This is a genomic window from Pseudomonas sp. A1230 (assembly GCF_044218825.1).
GTDB lineage: Bacteria > Pseudomonadota > Gammaproteobacteria > Pseudomonadales > Pseudomonadaceae > Aquipseudomonas > Aquipseudomonas iridis.
Genome location: NZ_CP162582.1, coordinates 337,392 through 357,827, shown reverse-complemented (window position 1 = coordinate 357,827; position 20,436 = coordinate 337,392). Strand labels below are relative to the sequence as shown.

The window sequence follows — 20,436 nt, the reverse complement described above, 5'->3', positions numbered from 1 at the left end:
GGTTCACTCCCCGGAGACTTTCACGTCGTTGGGCGAAAAACCCGGATGAGATATCCCGTTACGCTGAGTCACTTCGGTCACCCGAGTTGCATCGCCAAATTGCTTGTAGGCCACGACCACGGCCGGAAAGCTCTCCTGAAAGGATTTGCTGACTTGCCGCACACCGGACGACGCCACAGCCTTGAGATGCGCAATCAGCGCCTCTTTCACATCGCTGATGGCCTGGAAGTGCGCGGGGTCGGCCTTGTCCAGCATTGGATTGATCGCCACGGCCACAGCGTCACGCAGAGCCTGCATGTCGTCACTGACCGGGACTTCCTGCCGGGCCACCGGGCTGGTCGCCTGTTGGCCTACCGATGGCGTCGATTGCAGCTTCACCGGGGTGGTCGCCACCGGCATCGATGCCACCCATTGCGCCACTTTGACCAGCATTGTGTCCTGCACCAGATCCGCCATGGCTTGCGCCGCCGCGGTGGTGTCCTTGCCGGTGGTGATCTTCGGTGCATCGGCCTTGCGGATGGCTTCGAGTTGTTGCGACACGTCGGCAATCACGCCACGGTAGCCCTCCTTCGCGAACGCCTTCAGCTCCTTGATATCGCCGAGCAAACCCTTGAACTCCGCCGCCACTTCCTTGGGCAGCTCCTTGACGGCTTTGACCAGTTCGGTGATCTGTTTGTACTGCTCGATCAGCGGTTTGAGCTGTTCCTTGATCACTTCGTAAACCCCGGTCAGGCTGTTGCGCAGATTGGCGATACCGATTCGCGCAGCCTTGATCAAGGTCATCGCCTGTTCGAAGCGTGCCACCGCCGAACCCAGCAAAGTGTCAGCCTTGGACAACAACACTTTCTGCGTACTGACGGTTGCCGTCGGAAACGGCAACGGCTGATCGGGATAGAACTTCAGCGCGAACGTGACCAACCCACCGTCCTGGCGGGTGTGGGTCATGTCGCACTCGCCGACCTTGACTTGCACGCGTCCGAGCCATGGATGCACCAGCTCACCGCTACCCGCCTCCAGCGCCTTGAGCAATTTGTCGCGCTGCTCCAGGCAATCGGCGCCGACGATAAATGCCGTCACCTCATGAGTCCGGGCCTGCTGGCCGAGATCCTCGAAAAACGGCAGGTCACGCTGCGGATATTCATGCAACTGACCTTTGCGACCGACCGGGGTTTTCGCCTGATCGATCCAGAACCCGACACCGCGAAAGGATGCCGGCAACAAGCGGTCACGCCAGTTCATTGGAACCTCCTGCCGACAGTGAGCGATAGCCGATGCGCGACGACAGCGCCAGGCCCGGTTGATTGGTTTGCGGTTGATCGGTACGCAGCCCGGCCGGCGCATTTTCGAAGCGCACGGTGAGGCCGCCCTCGAGTTGCGTGCGGTTGTTGGCGGCGCTTTGCTGGATCAGGGCGCTGGAAGATTGCGGCAACGTGCTATTCAGCGCCGCGCTCCCCGCAGGTGCGGCTGTGCTAGTGCCCGTGAGGGTCGCGAAGACGCCGGAGAAGTTGCCACCGAGCAGTTCTCTGACCTGTCCGAAGATGCCTTGCAGCTTTGTCCACATCTCACCGAACCAGCTCAGCACTGGCTGCCATGTTTGCTGGATCGACTCCAGCGGCGACTGACTGAACAGATCGCCAAACATGCCTTTTACCGATTGTGCATCCGAGGTCAACGATGCCCACAAACCGGAAAAATACCCGGTCACGCCATTCCAGGCCGCCGTTGCCGACTCCACGGGCAATACGTCGAACACGCTGCGCAGGTTGTCCTGCAGCACGGCCATCGAAGCCTGCAGGACATCCCAAAGCGCCGAAAACACTCCGGTCACGGGCTGCCACGCGGATTCAATCATTGCCACAGGCGATTGCGTAAAAATCGCTTTGACCTGTTCCCACTGCGCAGTCGCGTTACCTGCAACACCACCCACAAGATTGCCAAACACAGTGGTCAGCGAGCCCCAGGCGCCAGTAATCGTCTGCACCGGTGACCAGTTGAACTTCGCTTTGAGCGCTTCCACACCGGCGCCAGCTTTGGCCTGTGCGCCTGCGAAGAAATCACTGACGACACTGCTCGCGGTTGCCAGTGCCTTGCTCATCACCTCGCTCGGAGAGAAATCGAACTTCGCCTTGAGCTTGTCGATCCCCGCTTGCGCATCCGCCATCGTGCTGGCGAAGAAATCACTGACAACACTGCTGGCTTTCGCCAGTGCCTTGTTCCACACCTCACGCGGTGAGAAATCGAACTTCGCCTTGAGCTTGTCGATCCCCGCTTGCGCATCCGCCATCGTGCTGGCGAAGAAATCACTGACAACACTGCTGGCTTTCGCCAGTGCCTTGTTCCACACCTCACGCGGTGAGAAATCGAACTTCGCCCTGAGCTTGTCGATACCTGCTTGCGCATCCGCCATGGTGCTGGCGAAGAAATCACTGACGACACTGCTGGCTTTCGCCAGTGCCTTGTTCCACACCTCACTCGGCGAAAAATCGAACTTCGCCTTGAGCTTGTCGATACCCGCTCGCACCTTCGCCACCAAGTCGTCGTAGTATTTTCCGATACTGTCGACTCCGGCATTAAAGTCCGCACCGATCTCTGCCCACGCTTTGCTGATCGATGCGCCCATCGAATCGATCGCCTGCCCGGTCGCCGCAACTCCAGCCTTGAATTTCGCTGCGACGTAGTCCCACATCCCGCCGAAGAATCCGGAAATCGACGCCCAGTTGTTGGTGATCAAGCGGGCGCCAATCACGATGATGGCCACCGCTGCCGCAATAGCCGCTGCAATCAGGCCGATCGGCGATGCCAGAATCCCCAGCACACCGACCAGCCCCATCGCCCCGACAGTCACCACCGTGAACGCCACGGCAGCGGCCGCCAGCCCTTCGACCAGATACGGATTGTTGGCGACGAACTGACCAATCGACGTGATCACTGGAGTCAGTGCAGTGACGATACCGTTGACCGCTGGCAGTAACGCCTGACCGATATTCAGCGAAATCTTGTCCAGCGCTTCGTTGAATTTTGCCAGGTTGGCCGAGGTTTCCCCCTGCACGACCTTCGGCACTTTAAGCCCCTTGAGTGCCCTGGCTTTCTTCGCCAGCGCATCCTGCGCCTCGATGGCTTTTTTGATGCCGTCCTGAAACGGCTTGAGCAAGCCACCCTCAGAAATGAAGCCGGCCACGTCCAGAGGCTCGAGGCCGCTGTCTTCCATGCTTTTCTTGAATGCTGCGACCTTGCCGCGCAGCCCCTTCATCTCGGTCTCCATCTTCTCGGCACCCTTGAGCACCACGAGCATGTTGACCGTGACGGGAAAGTTCTGCGGGATCAGGCTCAAATTTGTATTCGCCATCACTGCACCTGCTGCATCGCATTGATCCGTTGCGCGTGCTCCAGCGATTCGCGGAGCACATCCAGTGGCCTGGCCATCATCTGTTCGGGGTCAACCTTCCAGAACCAGGCCAGGTCATAGGCGACGGCGATCAGGTCGGTGATGGCGCCGACGCCGCACTCATGAAAAAACTTGCAACGGCCCAGCTCAGCGCGTTGAGGTCAGCCAGATCCAACTGGTTGACCGACGACGGCGGAATGCCGGCGCACACGGCGATGTATTTGGCCGCGACGTCCATGTCGAGGCTGACTTCTTCGCTCTTGTCGATCTTGTACGGCAGCGCCTTGATCGCTCGCACTTCCTGCACCGTCGGACGGCGCAGGACGAGTTCGGTCAGGGGCTCGCCGTGAGCTTCGATCGCAACCTGAAGCTTCACGGCGCCGCTCATTGCCAGGTCCCCTTGATGCCTTCGAATTTCAGTTCGATGGTCGCGTCATCGCCTTTGGAGACTGGCTCTTCGACCAGGTAAGCGCCGGCCAGCACATAGACTTTGCCGTTGCTGAATTCGCAGGTGACGGTGATATCGGTGCCGTCGATCAGCTTCTTCAGCGGGAAGTCGGGGGTGTGCAGCGCAGTCACTTTGAACGACGGTGCGATGTCGGTTTCCTTGTAGAAACCGGGTACGACGGTTTCGCGTTTGACCGCCATCAACGGGGCTTCGCAGCCGCCATTGATAGTCAGTTGTGCGCCGTCGACCTTGACGTAGCAGGTGCCTGCAATCAGTTGACCCATGGTGTTACTCCCTTTCATAAAAAAGCCCACGCGAGGTGGGCTGAATGCTTGACGTCAAACGCTGCGATCAGGCTGCGTCGTCGTATTGCAGGCGGAATTGGTTGAGCAGTGCGAACACGCGCAGACCGTTGATGTAATCCGGCGGGAACAGCACGTTCACGCGGCTCGGGTCCTGCACGTCGCGCTCGACGATCAGGTGCTCGGCGAACAGTTCGGCGTTTTCTACGTGGCCTTCCAGTTCGAGCTTGGCGTACTGGGCGATCAGCTCACCGCGAATGGTGCTCGGGGTGACGATTGGCTGGCCGGCGCCGAAACGGGTGCCGTCGGAAGCCAGTTTGTGCCGGCCGTACTTGCTGGTGATCACGCTTTGCAGACGACGCACGATGAACGCCGACTGGTGCATGGTTTCGCTGTCCAGGTAGGAGTTGTCAGCCTGGCCGTAAGCGTTTTTCTGGTAGGTGGTGATCGAACGCTGGATGCGCACGTAGCCGCCTTCGTAGTACGCGGTGGCGATGCCGTAGTTGAGCAGCGACTGACGCTCGGTCAGGGTGAAGCGCTCGCTCGCCGGCGCCGGATCGACACCCGGCAGACTGCCGCTTTGGGTCGGACGGCTGGCGTCGGCGGAGATGAATACCGAGGTGCGTGCAGCCAGTGCGGCGGCTTGTACCCAGACCGGTTGCGGAACGCCCGGCTCCAGCGCCTGAATGGTCATGTGCTGATCATTACGCGCCTGGCCTGCAGCGACCAGAGTGCCGACGGTGCCGCGTTTGGCGCTGTAGACGTGACCGAACAGTTGCTTGGCCCAGGACCAGCGACCGGTGCTGTCATCCATGACCGCTTGCCAGGTGTTGAGGGTGGCCAGATCCGACCACGGCAGTGCGATGAACTCGAACGGCTCGTCACCCAGTGCCGCGACAGCAGCGATCTGATCGGGCACGCCGGCGCCGCCGGTCATGGCGGTGACTGCGCTGGTCAGGCCAGCCGGGGTTTCTTCGCCGTTGCTCTTGCCCAGGCGATTGAATTGCAGGCTGATGTCATTGCCGCTGTCGCCAGTCCATTTGGCAGACAGGGTGACCACACCTTCGGCCGCTGCCGCACTCACCGGGAGATCGGCACTGGCATTGATTTTCTGCGCCAGCGCAGTGGCTGCCTGAGCGGCGGTTGCGCCGTTGACCACGGTGGCTTGCACACGCACGCCGCCGACATACAGATTGAGCAGACCCGCCTGAGTCGCGGTGCCGGTCAGGGTCAGCACGCCTTTGGCGACGGCGCCTTCAGTGTTGTGCAGCGGCAGGCACCAGATCTCGCCGATCGGGTCGGCCTTGCGGAAGGTCTCGTACATCGAGGCGAGCATCGAGCCCTGACCACCAATGCTTTTCGCCAGTGCAACGCTGGAGACCAGCACCAGTTTGCCGACTTCACTCGGGGCGACGTTGTCGTTGACCTGGGCGACGATCAAACGGCGCATGGTCGAGCTCGCGCTATTGGCGGCCGAGTTGTCCATTTCGGCATAGAACAGCGGTACACGAATGTCCGCGGGGATGTTGCTGAATCCGATCGCCATTATTTGGCTCCCTGTGGTTTAGCCGCTTTTGCGGTTTTGAGTGTGATATCGCCGTCGGCCAGACGTCGGCGCCACCAGGCGCTGTCCAGCACTTCACGGCCTTCGAGGGGCAGCAGATCGCCCGCCTCCGGGTCAGGCACAGCACGGCCAGCGGCCGGCAGTACGGTGATGCGATTGCTCATGGGGTTACCTCTGCAGAGAAAGTCAGTTCCACGCGCCCATCGGGGCCCGGGCGTTTCAGGTTGGGGTCGGCGGGGTCGATCGCATCGACTCGCACGGTGGCCCCGGTAAAGGACGACAAACCGTCCAGTTCACGTTCGTGCCAACTCTCCGCAGGCTGACTTGGCAGATTGCGACCGAGCTGGAACTCGGCAAAAAAGCGCAGCCGGTAAAACACGCGGCTGCTGTCGATCGCGACCATTTCGCCGCCGTCATAAACGATGGCGTTGTAGTCGTTGTCAGGCTTGAACCCCACCAGCGCGCGCCACAGTTCGCCGCGCAGGTCATGCAACAGATCCAGCGCTTTTGTAGCGTCGGTGGCATCAAGCACGAGGACGATTTCGAAGCGGTCGCGGATCGGTTGAGTGATGAGGTTTTGTGCGGTGCTGCTACTGGCGACATCGGCCATTGGCAGCACATGGGCCGAGGGTGTCGGCAGATCGGAATTGCCTTGCAGCAATGCCAGATCAACACCTACCGCAATGTGACTGGCCAGGCTGGGGCATTGCGCACGCAACTGCGTGAGGATCGGGGTGATCTTCATGGGGGTGTTCCTGAGTCGGGGGAGTTATCGCAGGACACAATGGAGGAGTAAGCCTGCTCGCGGTGGCGTTGCCACATTCGAATTCGAAGTGTATGAGCCGCCGCTATCGCGGGCAGGCTGACGCGGTTGCCGGTGATCAGGTGTTCAGCAGCATGAAAAAAAGATTTGATAGAAAAAATTTGCGACGGAGGGCCAAGTTTCAAGCGCTAAAAAGTTGCCCCGCAATTACGCGGGGCATGCATCAGCGATAACTGATTAAAACGTCCAGACAGGACGATCATAAGTACTCCACGCACCGCCATCCCAATGGAAAACCCGTTTCGGCAGAATGGTCGGCGTAAAACCAAATCGTGCCCACACCGGTTTCTCGCTGATAATCGAGAAACTGCCATTAGCCTGTATCTTGGCCATCGCACCCGGCTTGCCAGCCGTGCCGGTAAACCAAAGTGGCGTATTGTCTTGACCATAAATAACGAAGTTACCGTCCTCCTGCATGACTGCACGAGTGGCACCTTTGTTTTGCGTCCAGCTCGCCCATAGCACACCGAGCGGACCATTCGAAACGACCAGGTTGCCGTCGGATTGGAAGACCAGGGTCGTGCCCCCCACTACATAACGTCGGTCCACTTCGAGCGTGGTACCGGTCGGAATGTAGATGGACTCCACCACTGGACTGATCGGAATGGCGGAGTTACTGGCCCACACGGGTACCGAGTCAGTCACAACGAGGTTGCCGTCATTCTGTAACGAGAGGTAGGTCCGAACGTAAGCGCCCCAAATGTCATTATTGAGTGGCGTGCTGTTTGCGGTACCCCACATACGCCCGTGAGTTGGATCGTTAAGAAAGGCGTAGTACATCAGATAAAAATATATCTTTGATTTATCAATCTGCTTTCCCGAAGAGGTAAACGGTTGACCGGCAGTTGCCACCCAAACCGCAGTGGCACCATCGTAGATCACTAGATTGCCATCGGCCTGAACATCCAGCCTGAAGCGTTTGTCCGGCGACTGAAGATATTGCCCGGCAGACATCTCATGCAGAGGTAGCAAAACCGAGCTGCCATTTTCAGTAAACGGATAACGAGGTAGCGTTGCCATAGAGTTTCACCTATTGCTCGATAAATTATTGTTTGCAGTCTGTAGCTGTCGGTTCGCTCACAGGCGGGTTGCGAGGATTGTTGGCCCTCGCATAATTCAGTGTCCTGCATCGAGGACATTTGATTTGAACTTGAAATACTGTATCTACTCTGGCCAGCAGGCGGTTGCATTGGCCGCAACGAAAATCGCTGAGCATGAATTGACCTCCGTATCAGATGCGTCGATGTTTGTGCACTACTCCTTGTTGTCATTGCCTGAAGGAACTTCGCAGACGCCGATGCGCTTGGCGGCCCAGCGTTCGTATAGACCGATGGCCACGTCGGCGCCGGCCATGGCGGTCAGGCAACCGAACGCACCGGCGGCCCAGATCGACAACCCTGCGGCATACAGCAGCATGATCGCCGACACGCCGCAGATCATGCAGGCGCCGGAGCGCAGGGCCAGGCGCCGCAGCAGTGACCAGCCACGGGCGCCCTCTTTATCGGCACGCCACATTTCGCCGGACACCCCGCCCACTACGGCAAGGAGGATGACCAGCCAGATCGGCATTTCTGCCAGCGCTTGTTGCTCGCTTGTCATGTCACGCCTCCTGGTGTGATGGATGAGTGGTATGTGTTGGGTTCAATCGTTTTCTCTTGAGGTAGGCATTCCAAAAAGCCCGGCCATTCGCCGGGCTTTTCAGTAATGCGCTCCTTCGCCTTCCTTTAAATCCTGTGTTCATAAAGGAAGCTGACTTTTCGGCGCTACTGGCGCGGTACGAGTCCATTCAAATTGTTTTTCCGACCGCGGTCCCTGCCCGCCGGATAACTGCTTGTGGTGTTTTACGCTGCACACCCGGGTCAGTTGCCAACCCTCTGAACCGTTGAGGCCGGTTCATCGCTGCCTGTTCTTGTGGAACTAAAGAGCTTTCGTTTCCAGCCGCTTTGTCGAGCGGCTTGGTGGCAATAATATGCATGGATGCATATACAGTCAATGCGTAAATGCATTTATTTGTGCGCGATAAATGCATGGGCGCATGAAAGCCGCATGGATCAAGGTTCCAAGGGTTTTTGACGGGCGAAAAAAAACCCGCCGATGGCGGGTTTTATCTGAAAGCGTTGTGATTACCGGGCGTACATGCCCCACCAGAAGACGTGACCGAGGATGACGATTTGCTCCTCCTGGATTTCCTGGAAGCTGTAGTCCTCGTCAGGGTGCTCGTCACGATTGAAGCTGCGCAGTCGAATCCCGGTAGGCAAGCGATAAAGCTGCTTCACCCGCAACTGGCCGTTGTGGTTGATCGCGTACAGATCACCATCAATGATGTCGCCGATGCCGCACTTGCCCGCGTTCACGCCGACCGTGGCGCCGTCACGCAGTACCGGCAACATGCTGTTGCCGCGCACGGTCACGCATTTGGCCTGGTCGAACTGCACGCCGTTATGGCGCAGGCTGCGCTTGCCGAAGCGCAGGCTAGAGCGTTCGCTCTCTTCGATGACGAATCTTCCTGATCCTGCTGCCAATTCAACCTCGCGAAGAAACGGCACCGACACCTCGTCGTCATCGACAGGTGTGTCGTCGTCCCACAGCATTATGTCCTTGAGTTCTGCGTGTACGTCACCGCGCCCGGCACCCGCCGACGGCGCGACATCCGCGCGCCCGCGCAACTGATCGGTGCTCACGGCGAAGTACTCGGCGATCTTCGAAATATGTTTATCCGAAGGATCGACGATCTTCCCGCTGAGAATCCGCGAGAGAGTGGATTGAGGCACGCCGGTGCGACGGTGGAGCTCCGTGGGGGAGATCCCGTGCTGATCGAGCAGTGCTCTTAAGACGGAGGATACGTTGCGTTTTTGCATAACGCGCATAATGCTTGAAGTTATTCGCCAAGACAAATGCTGATTTGCATAATCAATGCATATAGCGACTTTTCGACGAAGGAAATACACAGCGACCCGCGATGCCTGCGTCGAGCAGACTCCCCATGGTAACCTTGCGCCCATCGCGGAAAAGCCCGGTCGTTGTCCCCGCTTTTGCCCTACATCTTTTAACGAGTTGCCTGACAATCCGATGAATAAAGCCGTCTCCGATCTGTCCTCCCACACCCCGATGATGCAGCAATACTGGCGCCTGAAGAATCAGCACCCGGATCAGCTGATGTTCTACCGCATGGGTGACTTCTACGAGATCTTCTATGAAGACGCGAAGAAGGCCGCCAAGCTGCTCGACATCACGCTGACTGCGCGCGGGCAATCGGCGGGACAGGCGATTCCTATGTGCGGGATTCCTTACCACGCCGCAGAAGGTTACCTGGCGAAACTGGTCAAGCTTGGCGAGTCGGTCGTGATCTGCGAGCAGGTTGGCGATCCGGCCACCAGTAAAGGGCCGGTTGATCGTCAAGTGGTGCGAATCATCACGCCGGGCACGGTCAGTGACGAGGCACTGCTCGATGAGCGCCGCGACAACCTGATCGCCGCTGTACTGGGTGACGAGCGCCTGTTTGGTCTGGCGGTGCTGGACATCACCAGCGGCAACTTCACCGTGCTGGAAATCAAGGGCTGGGAAAATCTGCTGGCCGAGCTGGAGCGGGTCAACCCGGTGGAACTGATGATCCCGGATGACTGGCCGAGGGATCTGCCGGCGGAAAAACGCCGTGGCGTGCGGCGTCGTGCGCCGTGGGATTTTGAGCGTGATTCGGCGCTGAAAAGTCTCTGTCAGCAATTTTCCACCCAGGATCTGAAAGGCTTCGGTTGCGAAAACCTGACACTGGCCATCGGCGCTGCCGGTTGCCTGCTGGCCTACGCCAAGGAAACCCAGCGCACCGCCCTGCCCCACCTGCGCAGCCTGCGCCACGAACGTCTCGATGACACCGTTGTGCTCGACGGCGCGAGCCGGCGCAATCTGGAGCTCGACACCAACCTGGCAGGGGGCCGCGACAACACCCTGCAATCGGTGGTTGATCGCTGCCAGACCGCCATGGGCAGCCGTTTGCTGACCCGTTGGCTGAACCGTCCGCTGCGTGATCTGACCGTACTGCTGGCGCGTCAGACATCGATCACTTGCCTGCTCGACCGCTATCGTTTCGAAAAACTGCAGCCGCAACTCAAGGAAATCGGCGACATCGAGCGGATTCTCGCGCGAATCGGCCTGCGCAATGCGCGTCCGCGTGACCTCGCGCGCCTGCGCGATGCCCTTGGTGCGCTGCCTGAACTGCAAGTAGCGATGACCGATCTGGAAGCACCGCACCTGCAAAGCCTGGCGACGACCACCAGCACTTACCCGGAACTGGCGGCACTGCTGCAAAAAGCCATTATCGACAACCCGCCTGCGGTGATCCGTGACGGCGGCGTGTTGAAGACCGGTTACGACAGCGAACTCGACGAGTTGCAATCGCTGAGCGAAAACGCCGGCCAGTTCCTGATCGATCTGGAAGCCCGGGAAAAGGCTCGCACCGGGCTGTCCCACCTGAAAGTCGGCTACAACCGTATTCACGGCTACTTCATCGAGTTGCCGAGCAAGCAAGCCGAATCGGCACCGGCGGATTACATCCGTCGCCAGACCTTGAAAGGTGCCGAGCGTTTCATCACGCCAGAGCTGAAAGAGTTCGAAGACAAGGCGCTGTCGGCCAAGAGCCGCGCCCTCGCTCGTGAAAAGATGCTCTATGAGGCGCTGCTGGAAGATCTGATCAGCCAGTTGCCACCGCTGCAGGACACTGCCAGCGCGCTGGCCGAGCTGGACGTGCTGAGCAACCTCGCCGAACGCGCACTGAATCTGGATCTGAACTGCCCGCGGTTCGTCAGCGAGCCGTGCATGCGCATCACTCAGGGTCGTCACCCGGTAGTCGAGCAAGTCCTGACCACGCCGTTCGTGGCCAATGACTTGAGTCTGGATGACAACACGCGGATGCTGGTGATCACCGGCCCGAACATGGGCGGTAAATCCACCTACATGCGTCAAACTGCTTTGATCGTGCTGCTGGCACACATCGGCAGCTTCGTGCCGGCGGCCAGTTGCGAACTGTCGTTGGTTGACCGGATCTTCACCCGAATCGGTTCCAGTGATGACCTGGCCGGTGGCCGTTCGACCTTCATGGTAGAAATGAGCGAAACCGCCAACATCCTGCACAACGCCACCGAACGCAGTCTGGTGCTGATGGACGAAGTCGGACGCGGTACGAGCACCTTCGACGGCCTGTCGCTGGCCTGGGCTGCTGCCGAGCGCTTGGCGCATCTGCGCGCCTACACGCTGTTCGCCACGCACTATTTCGAACTGACTGTGTTGCCGGAAGCCGAGCCGTTGGTGGCCAACGTCCACCTCAACGCGACCGAACATAACGAGCGCATCGTGTTCCTGCACCATGTGCTGCCAGGGCCTGCAAGTCAGAGCTACGGCCTGGCCGTCGCACAACTGGCGGGCGTACCGAGCGAAGTCATCGTGCGGGCGCGGGAACATCTGAGTCGACTGGAAGAGACCGCGCTGCCCCATGAAGCGCCGAAACCGGTCAAGGGAAAACCCGCAGCGCCGCAACAAAGCGATATGTTCGCCAGTTTGCCGCACCCGGTGTTGGATGAGCTGGCTAAACTGGACATTGACGACATGACGCCGCGTCGTGCTCTGGAAATGCTCTATGCGCTGAAGAACCGGATATAAGCACTGAAGAACCGGATATAACGCAAACGGCTTCAAGCTGTTAGAATCTCGCGCGGTTTGGGATGCTGCTGGCTAATAGCCTGGCCAGCAGACATCGCTCCCGAACCTGGCGACCCCAACCGTGAAGGGGCAACGCTGCCGCCGCCTGAGGAGAGAACTAGAAATGACCTTCGTCGTCACCGACAACTGCATCAAGTGCAAGTACACCGACTGCGTAGAAGTCTGTCCGGTGGACTGCTTTTACGAAGGCCCGAACTTCCTGGTGATTCACCCGGATGAGTGCATCGACTGCGCCCTGTGCGAACCAGAATGCCCGGCCGTAGCCATTTTCTCCGAGGACGAAGTTCCGGAAGAGATGCAGGAATTCATCCAGCTGAACGTTGAGTTGGCGGAAATCTGGCCGAACATCACCGAGAAGAAAGAATCGCTGCCGGATGCCGAAGAGTGGGATGGCGTCAAAGGCAAGATCAAAGATCTCGAACGCTGATCTGTAACGCGCTCGAAAAAAGGCCCCTTGCGGGCCTTTTTGCTTTTGCGGTTTTTACTTTTTTGCAGACAAAAAAAGGGGCGGTTTGACCCGCCCACATTTTTCCCTATTCCCTGTGTTCCCTTTCATCGTCCTGATGAATCGCATCCTGCGATGTCCATTCCCCTCTTCCTTGAAGGGCGTGTCTGTCCGTCGACACAACCCCGATACTAGAGAATTTCCCGGCAAGAGCAATGCGTCCTGAGCGCTCAAACGGTCCGTCACAAACGCTTCATATTAAAAAATAATCATATTAATCAATAGGTTAAAAACATCCCATTAAAAAACAGACGCCTTCGACCGTGTAAAAATAACGAACACTTACGAAACAGTAAGAAAAGGCTTACAGAGAGAGACTACAAATCTCGACCGATAGCTTTTGTAGGAGCTGCCGAAGGCTCGGGCCGAGATTCGACGCGAACTCCAGGCAACAAAAAACCCCGAACCAGTCGGGGCTTTTTGCGGGTGGTCGTTTGAAGCGCTTACTGAAACAGCGACTCGCTCGACAGGCCATTCTTTTCAAGGATTTCGCGAAGGCGCTTGAGGCCTTCTACCTGGATCTGTCTTACCCGTTCCCGGGTCAGGCCGATCTCCAGGCCTACATCTTCCAGCGTGCTGCTCTCGTGGCCGCGCAGGCCGAAGCGGCGAATGACCACCTCGCGCTGCTTGTCGGTCAGTTCCGACAGCCATTGATCGATGCTCTGCGACAGGTCATCGTCCTGCAGCAGTTCGCATGGATCGGTCGGACGATCATCGGTAAGTGTGTCCAGCAGGGTTTTATCCGAATCCGGACCCAGCGAGACGTCGACCGAAGAAACGCGCTCGTTCAGGCCCAGCATGCGCTTGACCTCACCTACCGGTTTTTCCAGCAGGTTGGCGATTTCTTCGGGTGAAGGTTCGTGGTCGAGTTTCTGCGTCAACTCCCGTGCAGCCCGCAGGTACACATTGAGCTCCTTGACCACATGGATCGGCAACCGGATGGTCCGGGTCTGATTCATGATCGCGCGCTCGATGGTCTGACGAATCCACCAGGTCGCGTAGGTCGAGAAGCGGAAGCCGCGCTCGGGGTCGAACTTTTCTACCGCGCGGATCAAGCCGAGGTTGCCCTCTTCAATCAGATCCAGCAACGACAGCCCCCGATTGACGTAACGCCGGGCGATTTTCACCACCAGCCGCAGGTTACTTTCAATCATGCGCTTGCGCCCGGCCGGATCGCCACTTTGCGACAAGCGCGCAAAATGAACTTCTTCCTCGGGGGAGAGCAATGGGGAAAAGCCGATTTCGTTGAGATACAACTGCGTGGCATCGAGTGCCCGAGTGTAATCGATGTATTTATGTTGTTTGAGTGAAGCAGATTGTTTGGATTTGGAACGAACGGAAGGTGGAGCAGCCCCTTCATCATTCGACATCGAAGATTCCGAATCGATGCCGGCCTCCATAAGGAGAACCTCATCGTCGATGTCAAACTCCGGCACTTCTTTACTGAGAGCCATTGTTATAGTCCTTTGGTGAGTTCGACCCCAAGCTCAAGCGACGCCTCTATCCTTGGCAACGCTGGAGCCTGTCCCCTCTACGCGACGGAACAGGCTGGATTGCAAATCAACGCCTTGGCAGGAACTGCAGCGGATCTACTGGTTTACCTTGTCGGCGAATCTCAAAATGCAGTTTCACCCGGTCTGTACCCGTTGACCCCATTTCGGCAATTGTCTGTCCGACTTTGACCTGCTGTCCCTCCCGAACCAACAGCCTGCGGTTATGTCCGTAAGCACTGACGTAGGTTTCGCTGTGTTTGATGATGACTAATTCGCCGTAGCCCCTTAAGCCACTCCCGGCGTAAACCACCGTCCCATCAGACGCAGCTAAAACAGGCTGTCCCAAATCCCCGGCGATATCAATTCCTTTATTCAAACTACCGTTTGAAGAGAATTTACCAATCAGAATGCCATTAGATGGCCATCCCCAGCCGGTCGGGGCTGGACCGGCTGGAGGCATTGGAGCCGGGGTTTGCTTGTTGGCGACGGACGGTACAGCCCCAGCAGAACCGCGGGTTGTGGTGGTCGTTGTGCCATTTGCCTGGCGCCGGATTACCGTGGTTTTGCTGGACGATGATGGCGAAGAACTGGCGCTGCTCACCACGGCAGTCGACGTTGAACCGGTACGCCCGTCGAAGCGAATTGTCTGACCCGGATGGATCGTATACGGCGTAGGAATATTGTTCCGCGCCGCGAGGGCTTTGTAGTCCCAGCCGTAGCGAAATGCGATGGAAAACATCGTATCGCCCGGACGGACTACATATTGACCGGTCGTCACGGTAGGACGCTGTGCGGCCGCGCCGTTGCGATCGACTACCCGGACATTGCTCGATTTGGTGCTGGAGCAACCCACCAGCAAGGTGCTCAAGACAAGGCCAGTCACCAGGCGCTGAAAGCTCGTGTTACCCATACGCTGCGCAATGACAGTGAGACTCACCCGCCGCTCCCTTTGTGGTGGCTGAAAAATTCGAATGCCGAACTCCGGCATGAGGTGTCGCAAGTATAACGGGCCGAATCGGCTTTACCTTTAATGAAGCGAATTCGCTTCACGCACACGTTTGCAAGCTGACAATCTGCTGCGTTTAAACGATCGCCGCCGGTGTAAGACCAAGGCCAGCGAAAGGAATTCAGCGCCGTTGAACAAATGCTCAGGCCAGTGGACCATTGAGCAATGGCACGAAACGCACGGCGCCTAAAACGTGTCGAGAAAAACCATTTTCTTCGCGCACGATCAGCATCAATTGCTGCACTTCTCCGGAACCGACCGGGATCACCAATCGCCCGCCCGGTGCCAGTTGATCAAGCAACGCTTGCGGCACATCGGTGGCCACGGCAGTCACAATAATGCCGTTGTACGGTGCCAGCGCCGGCCAGCCTTCCCAACCGTCCCCCCAACGAAACACCACGTTGCGCAGATTGAGTTCGACCAGACGCTCCTTGGCCCGATCCTGCAAGACCTTGATGCGCTCGACCGAGAACACCCGCTCAACCAGTTGCGACAACACGGCAGTCTGGTAACCGGAACCGGTGCCGATCTCCAGCACCTTGTCCAACGGGCCCGCCTCCAACAGCAGCTCGCTCATGCGCGCCACCATATAAGGCTGGGAGATGGTCTGGTTATGGCCGATCGGCAGCGCAGTATCTTCATAAGCGCGGTGCGCCAACGCTTCGTCGACGAACAGGTGACGCGGCGTGCGCCGGATGACTTCCAGCACCTTGGCGTTGGACAGACCTTCTTCATACAGACGCTGGATCAAACGCTCCCGCGTGCGCTGGGACGTCATGCCGATGCCGCTGCGCATTCTGTCTTCGTGTTCACGAGCCATCAGCGCAGTCCCTCCAGCCAGCCATCGAGACTTCTGAAGGCGTCGTTGAAGGTGCGATCGAGTTGCAGTGGCGTGATGGAAACATAGCCCTGCATCACCGCATGAAAGTCAGTGCCCGGGCCGCCATCTTCGGCATCGCCGGCGGCAGCAATCCAGTAACCGGCCTTGCCACGCGGGTCGACCACTTTCATCGGCGCCGCCGCCCGGGCACGGTGCCCCAGTCGGGTCAGCTGGATGCCGCGAATGTGGTCGATCGGCAGATTGGGAATGTTCACGTTGAGCACCGTGCGCGGTGGCAAATCGAGCCCGGCGTGGGCTTCGACCAGTTTGCGCGCAAAGTAGGTCGCTGTAGGAAGATTATCGACCTGGCGTGAGACCAGCGAGAAGGCGAACGATGGGCGCTCGAGGAAGCGTCCTTCAAGGGCCGCCGCCACCGTCCCGGAATACAACACGTCATCGCCAAGGTTGGCGCCGAGATTGATCCCGGAAACCACCATGTCCGGCTGGCGCTCCAGCAACCCGTTCAGGCCCAGATGTACGCAGTCGGTTGGCGTGCCGTTGAGGCTGATAAAGCCGTTGGCCAGGTATTGCGGGTGCAACGGACGGTCGAGCGTCAGCGAACTGCTGGCGCCGCTTTTGTCCTGCTCAGGGGCGATAACCACGCACTCGGTGTAATCCGCCAGCGCAGCATAAAGCGCGGCGAGACCGGGTGCGGTTACCCCATCATCGTTAGAAATCAGAATACGCATGGGCTGTCCGTCTGCCCCACCGGCACCAGATCAACGAGCTCGCGCACCAATACAGTGGCGAAGCATCCGGCCGGGAGGACGAATTCCAGTTGCAGAATGTCAGACTGGGGATAATGCCACGTCAACCCGCCAATGGGCAGCCGCAGGATGCGACGTTCGTGACTCATGCCGGCGTTGATCAACCAATCGCGCAGATCCGCTTCACGCGCGGCAATCCCCTGCTCCAGATCATGGACAGCGCCAGCAGCCGGAGAGTCACCTTCACCCCACTGCGGGCCGGTCGGATGCAGATCGAGAATCGCCAGACGCGGGTCGCTCAATTCAGCTTCACCGGCCGGGAAGAAACTACGGCTATCGGTGAAAGCCAGCAGATCGCCAACCAGCGCGCGCTGCCAGGTGCCATCCGCCACACGTGCAGCCAACACCTGGTTAAACAGAAAACTGCGCGCCGTCGACAGCAGTCGCGAGCGTACATTGCGCTGCTCCGGCAAGGCCTTGCGCGCCGCCCACGATCGGGCATCGACGACGTTGCCGCCGTCATGGCCGAAACGCTGGGCGCCGAAATAATTGGGAATACCTTGTTTGACGATCAGTTGCAGGCGCTCTTCAATCGCGGCTTTGTCGCCGGCGAACTGTGTCAGGCGCAACGTGAAACCATTCGCCGAATGCGCGCCGCGTTGCAGCTTGCGCTTGTGGCGAGTGGTCTTGAGTATTTTCAACGTGTCGTTTTCCGCCGCCGACAGATCAGGATCTGCCTTGCCCGGCAGTTGCACACTGAACCACTGACGGGTCAGCGCCTGACGATCCTTGAGACCGGCGTAGCTGACAGTGCGCAGCGGCACACCGGCAGCCTTGGCGATACGCCGTGCGGCTTCCTCGGTGTTCAGGCCACGCTTTTCCACCCAGATCCACAGATGTTCGCCGTCGCCGCTGAACGGGATATCCAGCACTTCATCCACCTGAAAATCTTCAGCGATGGCTTTCAGTACCGCGGTGCCGAGGGGTTCGCCATAGGCGCGCGGGCCGAGCAATTGCAGTTCATTCATGCGCGCAGCAACAAGGCAACGGAGTGCACGGCGATGCCTTCTTCGCGACCGACAAAGCCAAGCTTTTCGGTGGTGGTAGCTTTCACGTTCACTTGATCCAACTCAACTTGAAGATCCGCGGCGATCAGTGCGCGCATCGATTCGATATGCGGGGCCATTTTCGGCGCCTGGGCAACGATGGTGTTATCGACGTTGCCGACTTTCCAGCCCTTGGCGTGGATCAGACCGACCACATGACGCAACAACGCACGGCTGTCGGCGCCCTTGAATTGTGGGTCGGTATCCGGGAAGTGTTTGCCGATATCCCCCAGCGCAGCCGCGCCGAGCAAGGCATCGCTCAAGGCGTGCAGCAGGACGTCACCGTCGGAATGAGCGAGCAGCCCGAAGCTGTGTGCAATGCGCACGCCGCCCAGAGTAATGAAATCGCCTTCAGCGAAACGGTGCACATCATAGCCGTGGCCAATACGCATAAAAAAAACGCCCCGATTTTTGTCAGGGCGTGATTCTACCTGCATTAGCCCCGAAGGGCTTGTGCGTGATGCTGCAAGTGGTCGTCTATAAAGCTTGAGATGAAGAAATAGCTGTGGTCGTAGCCCGGTTGCAGGCGCAGCGTCAGCGGATGACCCGCTTGTTTGGCCGCTTGTTGCAGAGCTTCGGGTTTAAGCTGAGTCGCGAGGAAGTCATCGCGATCACCTTGATCGACCAACAACGGGAGCTTCTCGTCAGCCTCGGCGATCAGCGCACAGGCATCCCACTCTTTCCACTTCGAACGGTCTTCACCCAGATAACGCGAAAATGCCTTCTGCCCCCAAGGACAATCCATCGGGTTGTTGATCGGCGAAAAGGCCGACACCGACTGATAACGTCCCGGATTGCGCAAGGCACATACCAACGCACCGTGGCCACCCATGGAGTGGCCGCTGATGCTGCGTTTATCCGAGGCCGGGAAATGCGCTTCAACCAGTGAAGGCAATTCCTGCACGACATAGTCATGCATCCGATAGTGCCGCGACCAGGGTTCCTGCGTGGCATTCAGATAAAACCCGGCACCGAGACCAAAGTCCCACGCACCATCCGGATCGCCCGGCACATCGGGACCACGCGGGCTGGTGTCCGGTGCGACGATGATCAGGCCGAGTTCAGCAGCCATGCGCAACGCGCCGGCCTTGTGCATGAAATTCTCGTCGGTACAGGTCAGCCCCGACAGCCAGTACAACACCGGCAGCTTGCCGCCCTGCTCGGCCTGCGGTGGCAGGTACACGGCAAATACCATGTCGCAGCCCAGCACGTCGGAACGGTGACGATAACGCTTGTGCCAACCGCCAAAACTCTTCTGACAGGAGATATTTTCCAGGCTCATGTAAAGACTCCTACGCGGTCACGGCCACAAGCCTTCAAGACTTGTAGCCATGACATCACGATTGATCAGAAATGGATGACGGTACGAATGCTCTTGCCTTCGTGCATCAGGTCGAACGCCTTGTTGATATCTTCCAGGCCCATGGTGTGGGTGATGAAGGTATCCAGCGGAATTTCACCGCTCTGGGCCATGTCGACATAGCTTGGCAATTCGCTGCGGCCACGTACGCCGCCGAATGCCGAACCGCGCCAGACGCGACCGGTGACCAACTGGAACGGACGGGTAGCGATTTCCTGACCGGCACCGGCGACACCGATGATGACCGACTCGCCCCAGCCTTTATGGCAGCACTCGAGGGCGGCGCGCATCAGTTGCACGTTGCCGATGCACTCGAAGGAAAAGTCGACGCCGCCATCGGTCATGTCGACGATGACTTCCTGAATCGGACGGTCGAAGTCTTTCGGGTTTACGCAATCAGTCGCACCTAGCTGCTTGGCGATTTCGAACTTGGCCGGGTTGATGTCGATGGCGATGATGCGCGCGGCCTTGGCCTTCACTGCACCGATGACAGCCGACAGACCGATGCCGCCCAAACCGAAAATGGCCACGGTGTCGCCCGGTTTGACCTTGGCGGTATTGAGCACTGCACCGATACCGGTGGTGACGCCGCAGCCAAGCAGGCAGACTTTTTCCAGCGGCGCGTCTTTAGCGATTTTGGCCACGGAAATTTCCGGCAACACGGTGTATTCCGAGAAGGTCGAAGTACCCATGTAGTGGAAAATCGTTTCGCCCTTGTAGGAAAAACGCGAAGTGCCATCCGGCATCAGGCCTTTGCCCTGGGTCGCACGAATGGCCTGACACAGATTGGTCTTGCCCGACTTGCAGAATTTGCACTGGCCACACTCCGGGGTGTAGAGCGGGATAACGTGATCGCCGACAGCAACCGATGTCACGCCTTCGCCGATCGCCTCAACGATGGCGCCGCCCTCGTGGCCGAGGATCGAAGGGAAGATCCCTTCCGGGTCAGCGCCGGACAAAGTGTAGGCATCAGTATGGCAAACACCGGAAGCGACTACCCGCAGCAGCACTTCGCCAGCCTTGGGCATGGCGACATCAACTTCTACGATTTCCAGCGGCTTCTTGGCCTCGAAGGCAACGGCGGCGCGCGACTTGATCATGCTGACTCTCCCGTGAATCCATTAAATAAAAAAGCAGACAAGGAGTGT

At 58.6% G+C, this 20,436-nt stretch carries 21 protein-coding genes; 2 read left to right on the top strand and 19 right to left on the bottom strand.

The annotated features are described in order from the left end of the window. Positions 1-3: 3 nt before the first annotated feature. The 11 genes from AB4P97_RS01620 to AB4P97_RS01570 form a co-directional block, all read right to left on the bottom strand. Positions 4-1,239 carry a DNA circularization protein gene (locus AB4P97_RS01620; protein WP_047299941.1) on the bottom strand — a complete coding sequence of 412 codons (1,236 nt, stop codon included), beginning with the start codon at positions 1,237-1,239 and terminating at the stop codon, positions 4-6. After that, on the bottom strand, positions 1,226-3,346 hold the full coding sequence (locus tag AB4P97_RS01615; RefSeq protein WP_395601986.1) for a hypothetical protein: 2,121 nt from the start codon (positions 3,344-3,346) through the stop codon (positions 1,226-1,228). The genes AB4P97_RS01620 and AB4P97_RS01615 overlap by 14 nt, the downstream gene beginning before the upstream one ends. A gap of 130 nt (positions 3,347-3,476) precedes the next feature. After that, the gene (locus AB4P97_RS01610) at positions 3,477-3,773 is read right to left on the bottom strand and encodes a phage tail assembly protein (protein WP_007908778.1); all 297 of its coding nucleotides are present in this window, start codon (positions 3,771-3,773) and stop codon (positions 3,477-3,479) included. Continuing rightward, on the bottom strand, positions 3,770-4,117 hold the full coding sequence (locus tag AB4P97_RS01605; RefSeq protein WP_042557909.1) for a phage tail tube protein: 348 nt from the start codon (positions 4,115-4,117) through the stop codon (positions 3,770-3,772). Before AB4P97_RS01605 ends, AB4P97_RS01610 begins: the two co-directional genes overlap by 4 nt. A 67-nt stretch (positions 4,118-4,184) precedes the next feature. After that, positions 4,185-5,681, bottom strand: a complete 1,497-nt coding sequence (locus tag AB4P97_RS01600; protein ID WP_273875135.1) for a phage tail sheath subtilisin-like domain-containing protein — start codon at positions 5,679-5,681, stop codon at positions 4,185-4,187. After that, positions 5,681-5,863 carry a DUF2635 domain-containing protein gene (locus AB4P97_RS01595; protein ID WP_003222219.1) on the bottom strand — a complete coding sequence of 61 codons (183 nt, stop codon included), beginning with the start codon at positions 5,861-5,863 and terminating at the stop codon, positions 5,681-5,683. Before AB4P97_RS01595 ends, AB4P97_RS01600 begins: the two co-directional genes overlap by 1 nt. Then, positions 5,860-6,444: a hypothetical protein gene (locus AB4P97_RS01590; RefSeq protein ID WP_042557907.1), complete on the bottom strand. Its 585-nt coding sequence runs from the start codon at positions 6,442-6,444 to the stop codon at positions 5,860-5,862. Before AB4P97_RS01590 ends, AB4P97_RS01595 begins: the two co-directional genes overlap by 4 nt. Before the next feature lie 255 nt (positions 6,445-6,699). Next, positions 6,700-7,542 carry a putidacin L1 family lectin-like bacteriocin gene (locus AB4P97_RS01585; RefSeq protein WP_042557906.1) on the bottom strand — a complete coding sequence of 281 codons (843 nt, stop codon included), beginning with the start codon at positions 7,540-7,542 and terminating at the stop codon, positions 6,700-6,702. A 25-nt stretch (positions 7,543-7,567) separates the two neighbouring features. After that, positions 7,568-7,738, bottom strand: coding sequence for a Com family DNA-binding transcriptional regulator (locus AB4P97_RS01580; RefSeq protein WP_080895994.1), 171 nt, complete (start codon positions 7,736-7,738; stop codon positions 7,568-7,570). A 38-nt stretch (positions 7,739-7,776) separates the two neighbouring features. Continuing rightward, positions 7,777-8,121: a phage holin family protein gene (locus tag AB4P97_RS01575; RefSeq protein ID WP_042557905.1), complete on the bottom strand. Its 345-nt coding sequence runs from the start codon at positions 8,119-8,121 to the stop codon at positions 7,777-7,779. Between the two features lie 524 nt (positions 8,122-8,645). Further along, on the bottom strand, positions 8,646-9,389 hold the full coding sequence (locus AB4P97_RS01570) for an XRE family transcriptional regulator (RefSeq protein ID WP_080895993.1): 744 nt from the start codon (positions 9,387-9,389) through the stop codon (positions 8,646-8,648). A 202-nt stretch (positions 9,390-9,591) separates the two neighbouring features. On the opposite strand from AB4P97_RS01570, the gene mutS reads away from it, so the two are divergent. Together mutS and fdxA are read left to right on the top strand one after the other, a co-directional pair. After that, complete coding sequence (gene mutS / locus AB4P97_RS01565; protein ID WP_395601985.1) at positions 9,592-12,171, top strand: DNA mismatch repair protein MutS; 2,580 nt, start codon at positions 9,592-9,594, stop codon at positions 12,169-12,171. Positions 12,172-12,334: 163 nt separating this feature from the next. Beyond that, on the top strand, positions 12,335-12,658 hold the full coding sequence (gene fdxA, locus AB4P97_RS01560) for a ferredoxin FdxA (protein ID WP_007908827.1): 324 nt from the start codon (positions 12,335-12,337) through the stop codon (positions 12,656-12,658). Positions 12,659-13,179: 521 nt separating this feature from the next. Here the strand turns inward: fdxA and rpoS are convergent. The 8 genes from rpoS to AB4P97_RS01520 form a co-directional block, all read right to left on the bottom strand. After that, complete coding sequence (gene rpoS / locus AB4P97_RS01555) at positions 13,180-14,190, bottom strand: RNA polymerase sigma factor RpoS (RefSeq protein WP_047299921.1); 1,011 nt, start codon at positions 14,188-14,190, stop codon at positions 13,180-13,182. A 106-nt stretch (positions 14,191-14,296) separates the two neighbouring features. After that, positions 14,297-15,166, bottom strand: a complete 870-nt coding sequence (locus AB4P97_RS01550) for a peptidoglycan DD-metalloendopeptidase family protein (RefSeq protein ID WP_047300200.1) — start codon at positions 15,164-15,166, stop codon at positions 14,297-14,299. A gap of 211 nt (positions 15,167-15,377) precedes the next feature. Then, positions 15,378-16,013: a protein-L-isoaspartate(D-aspartate) O-methyltransferase gene (locus AB4P97_RS01545; RefSeq protein WP_170947254.1), complete on the bottom strand. Its 636-nt coding sequence runs from the start codon at positions 16,011-16,013 to the stop codon at positions 15,378-15,380. Between the two features lie 41 nt (positions 16,014-16,054). Further along, a complete protein-coding gene (surE, locus tag AB4P97_RS01540) occupies positions 16,055-16,804 on the bottom strand; it encodes a 5'/3'-nucleotidase SurE (protein WP_042557899.1) in 750 nt (249 codons plus the stop codon). Further along, on the bottom strand, positions 16,792-17,850 hold the full coding sequence (gene truD, locus AB4P97_RS01535; RefSeq protein ID WP_395601984.1) for a tRNA pseudouridine(13) synthase TruD: 1,059 nt from the start codon (positions 17,848-17,850) through the stop codon (positions 16,792-16,794). The genes surE and truD overlap by 13 nt, the downstream gene beginning before the upstream one ends. After that, positions 17,847-18,320: a 2-C-methyl-D-erythritol 2,4-cyclodiphosphate synthase gene (ispF, locus tag AB4P97_RS01530; RefSeq protein WP_042557897.1), complete on the bottom strand. Its 474-nt coding sequence runs from the start codon at positions 18,318-18,320 to the stop codon at positions 17,847-17,849. Before ispF ends, truD begins: the two co-directional genes overlap by 4 nt. Positions 18,321-18,364: 44 nt before the next feature. Further along, the gene (gene fghA, locus AB4P97_RS01525) at positions 18,365-19,210 is read right to left on the bottom strand and encodes an S-formylglutathione hydrolase (protein ID WP_042557896.1); all 846 of its coding nucleotides are present in this window, start codon (positions 19,208-19,210) and stop codon (positions 18,365-18,367) included. Positions 19,211-19,275: 65 nt separating this feature from the next. Continuing rightward, complete coding sequence (locus AB4P97_RS01520) at positions 19,276-20,388, bottom strand: S-(hydroxymethyl)glutathione dehydrogenase/class III alcohol dehydrogenase (protein WP_042557895.1); 1,113 nt, start codon at positions 20,386-20,388, stop codon at positions 19,276-19,278. Positions 20,389-20,436 lie beyond the last annotated feature (48 nt).

Excerpts from the sequence above, each read along its gene's own strand:
- AB4P97_RS01620 (WP_047299941.1), bottom strand. The coding sequence starts at position 1,239 with ATGAACTGGCGTGACCGCTTGTTGCCGGCATCCTTTCGCGGTGTCGGG.
- AB4P97_RS01615 (WP_395601986.1), bottom strand. The coding sequence starts at position 3,346 with ATGGCGAATACAAATTTGAGCCTGATCCCGCAGAACTTTCCCGTCACG.
- AB4P97_RS01610 (WP_007908778.1), bottom strand. The coding sequence starts at position 3,773 with ATGAGCGGCGCCGTGAAGCTTCAGGTTGCGATCGAAGCTCACGGCGAG.
- AB4P97_RS01605 (WP_042557909.1), bottom strand. The coding sequence starts at position 4,117 with ATGGGTCAACTGATTGCAGGCACCTGCTACGTCAAGGTCGACGGCGCA.
- AB4P97_RS01600 (WP_273875135.1), bottom strand. The coding sequence starts at position 5,681 with ATGGCGATCGGATTCAGCAACATCCCCGCGGACATTCGTGTACCGCTG.
- AB4P97_RS01595 (WP_003222219.1), bottom strand. The coding sequence starts at position 5,863 with ATGAGCAATCGCATCACCGTACTGCCGGCCGCTGGCCGTGCTGTGCCT.
- AB4P97_RS01590 (WP_042557907.1), bottom strand. The coding sequence starts at position 6,444 with ATGAAGATCACCCCGATCCTCACGCAGTTGCGTGCGCAATGCCCCAGC.
- AB4P97_RS01585 (WP_042557906.1), bottom strand. The coding sequence starts at position 7,542 with ATGGCAACGCTACCTCGTTATCCGTTTACTGAAAATGGCAGCTCGGTT.
- AB4P97_RS01580 (WP_080895994.1), bottom strand. The coding sequence starts at position 7,738 with ATGCTCAGCGATTTTCGTTGCGGCCAATGCAACCGCCTGCTGGCCAGA.
- AB4P97_RS01575 (WP_042557905.1), bottom strand. The coding sequence starts at position 8,121 with ATGACAAGCGAGCAACAAGCGCTGGCAGAAATGCCGATCTGGCTGGTC.
- AB4P97_RS01570 (WP_080895993.1), bottom strand. The coding sequence starts at position 9,389 with ATGCGCGTTATGCAAAAACGCAACGTATCCTCCGTCTTAAGAGCACTG.
- mutS (WP_395601985.1), top strand. The coding sequence starts at position 9,592 with ATGAATAAAGCCGTCTCCGATCTGTCCTCCCACACCCCGATGATGCAG.
- fdxA (WP_007908827.1), top strand. The coding sequence starts at position 12,335 with ATGACCTTCGTCGTCACCGACAACTGCATCAAGTGCAAGTACACCGAC.
- rpoS (WP_047299921.1), bottom strand. The coding sequence starts at position 14,190 with ATGGCTCTCAGTAAAGAAGTGCCGGAGTTTGACATCGACGATGAGGTT.
- AB4P97_RS01545 (WP_170947254.1), bottom strand. The coding sequence starts at position 16,013 with ATGACGTCCCAGCGCACGCGGGAGCGTTTGATCCAGCGTCTGTATGAA.
- surE (WP_042557899.1), bottom strand. The coding sequence starts at position 16,804 with ATGCGTATTCTGATTTCTAACGATGATGGGGTAACCGCACCCGGTCTC.
- truD (WP_395601984.1), bottom strand. The coding sequence starts at position 17,850 with ATGAATGAACTGCAATTGCTCGGCCCGCGCGCCTATGGCGAACCCCTC.
- ispF (WP_042557897.1), bottom strand. The coding sequence starts at position 18,320 with ATGCGTATTGGCCACGGCTATGATGTGCACCGTTTCGCTGAAGGCGAT.
- fghA (WP_042557896.1), bottom strand. The coding sequence starts at position 19,210 with ATGAGCCTGGAAAATATCTCCTGTCAGAAGAGTTTTGGCGGTTGGCAC.
- AB4P97_RS01520 (WP_042557895.1), bottom strand. The coding sequence starts at position 20,388 with ATGATCAAGTCGCGCGCCGCCGTTGCCTTCGAGGCCAAGAAGCCGCTG.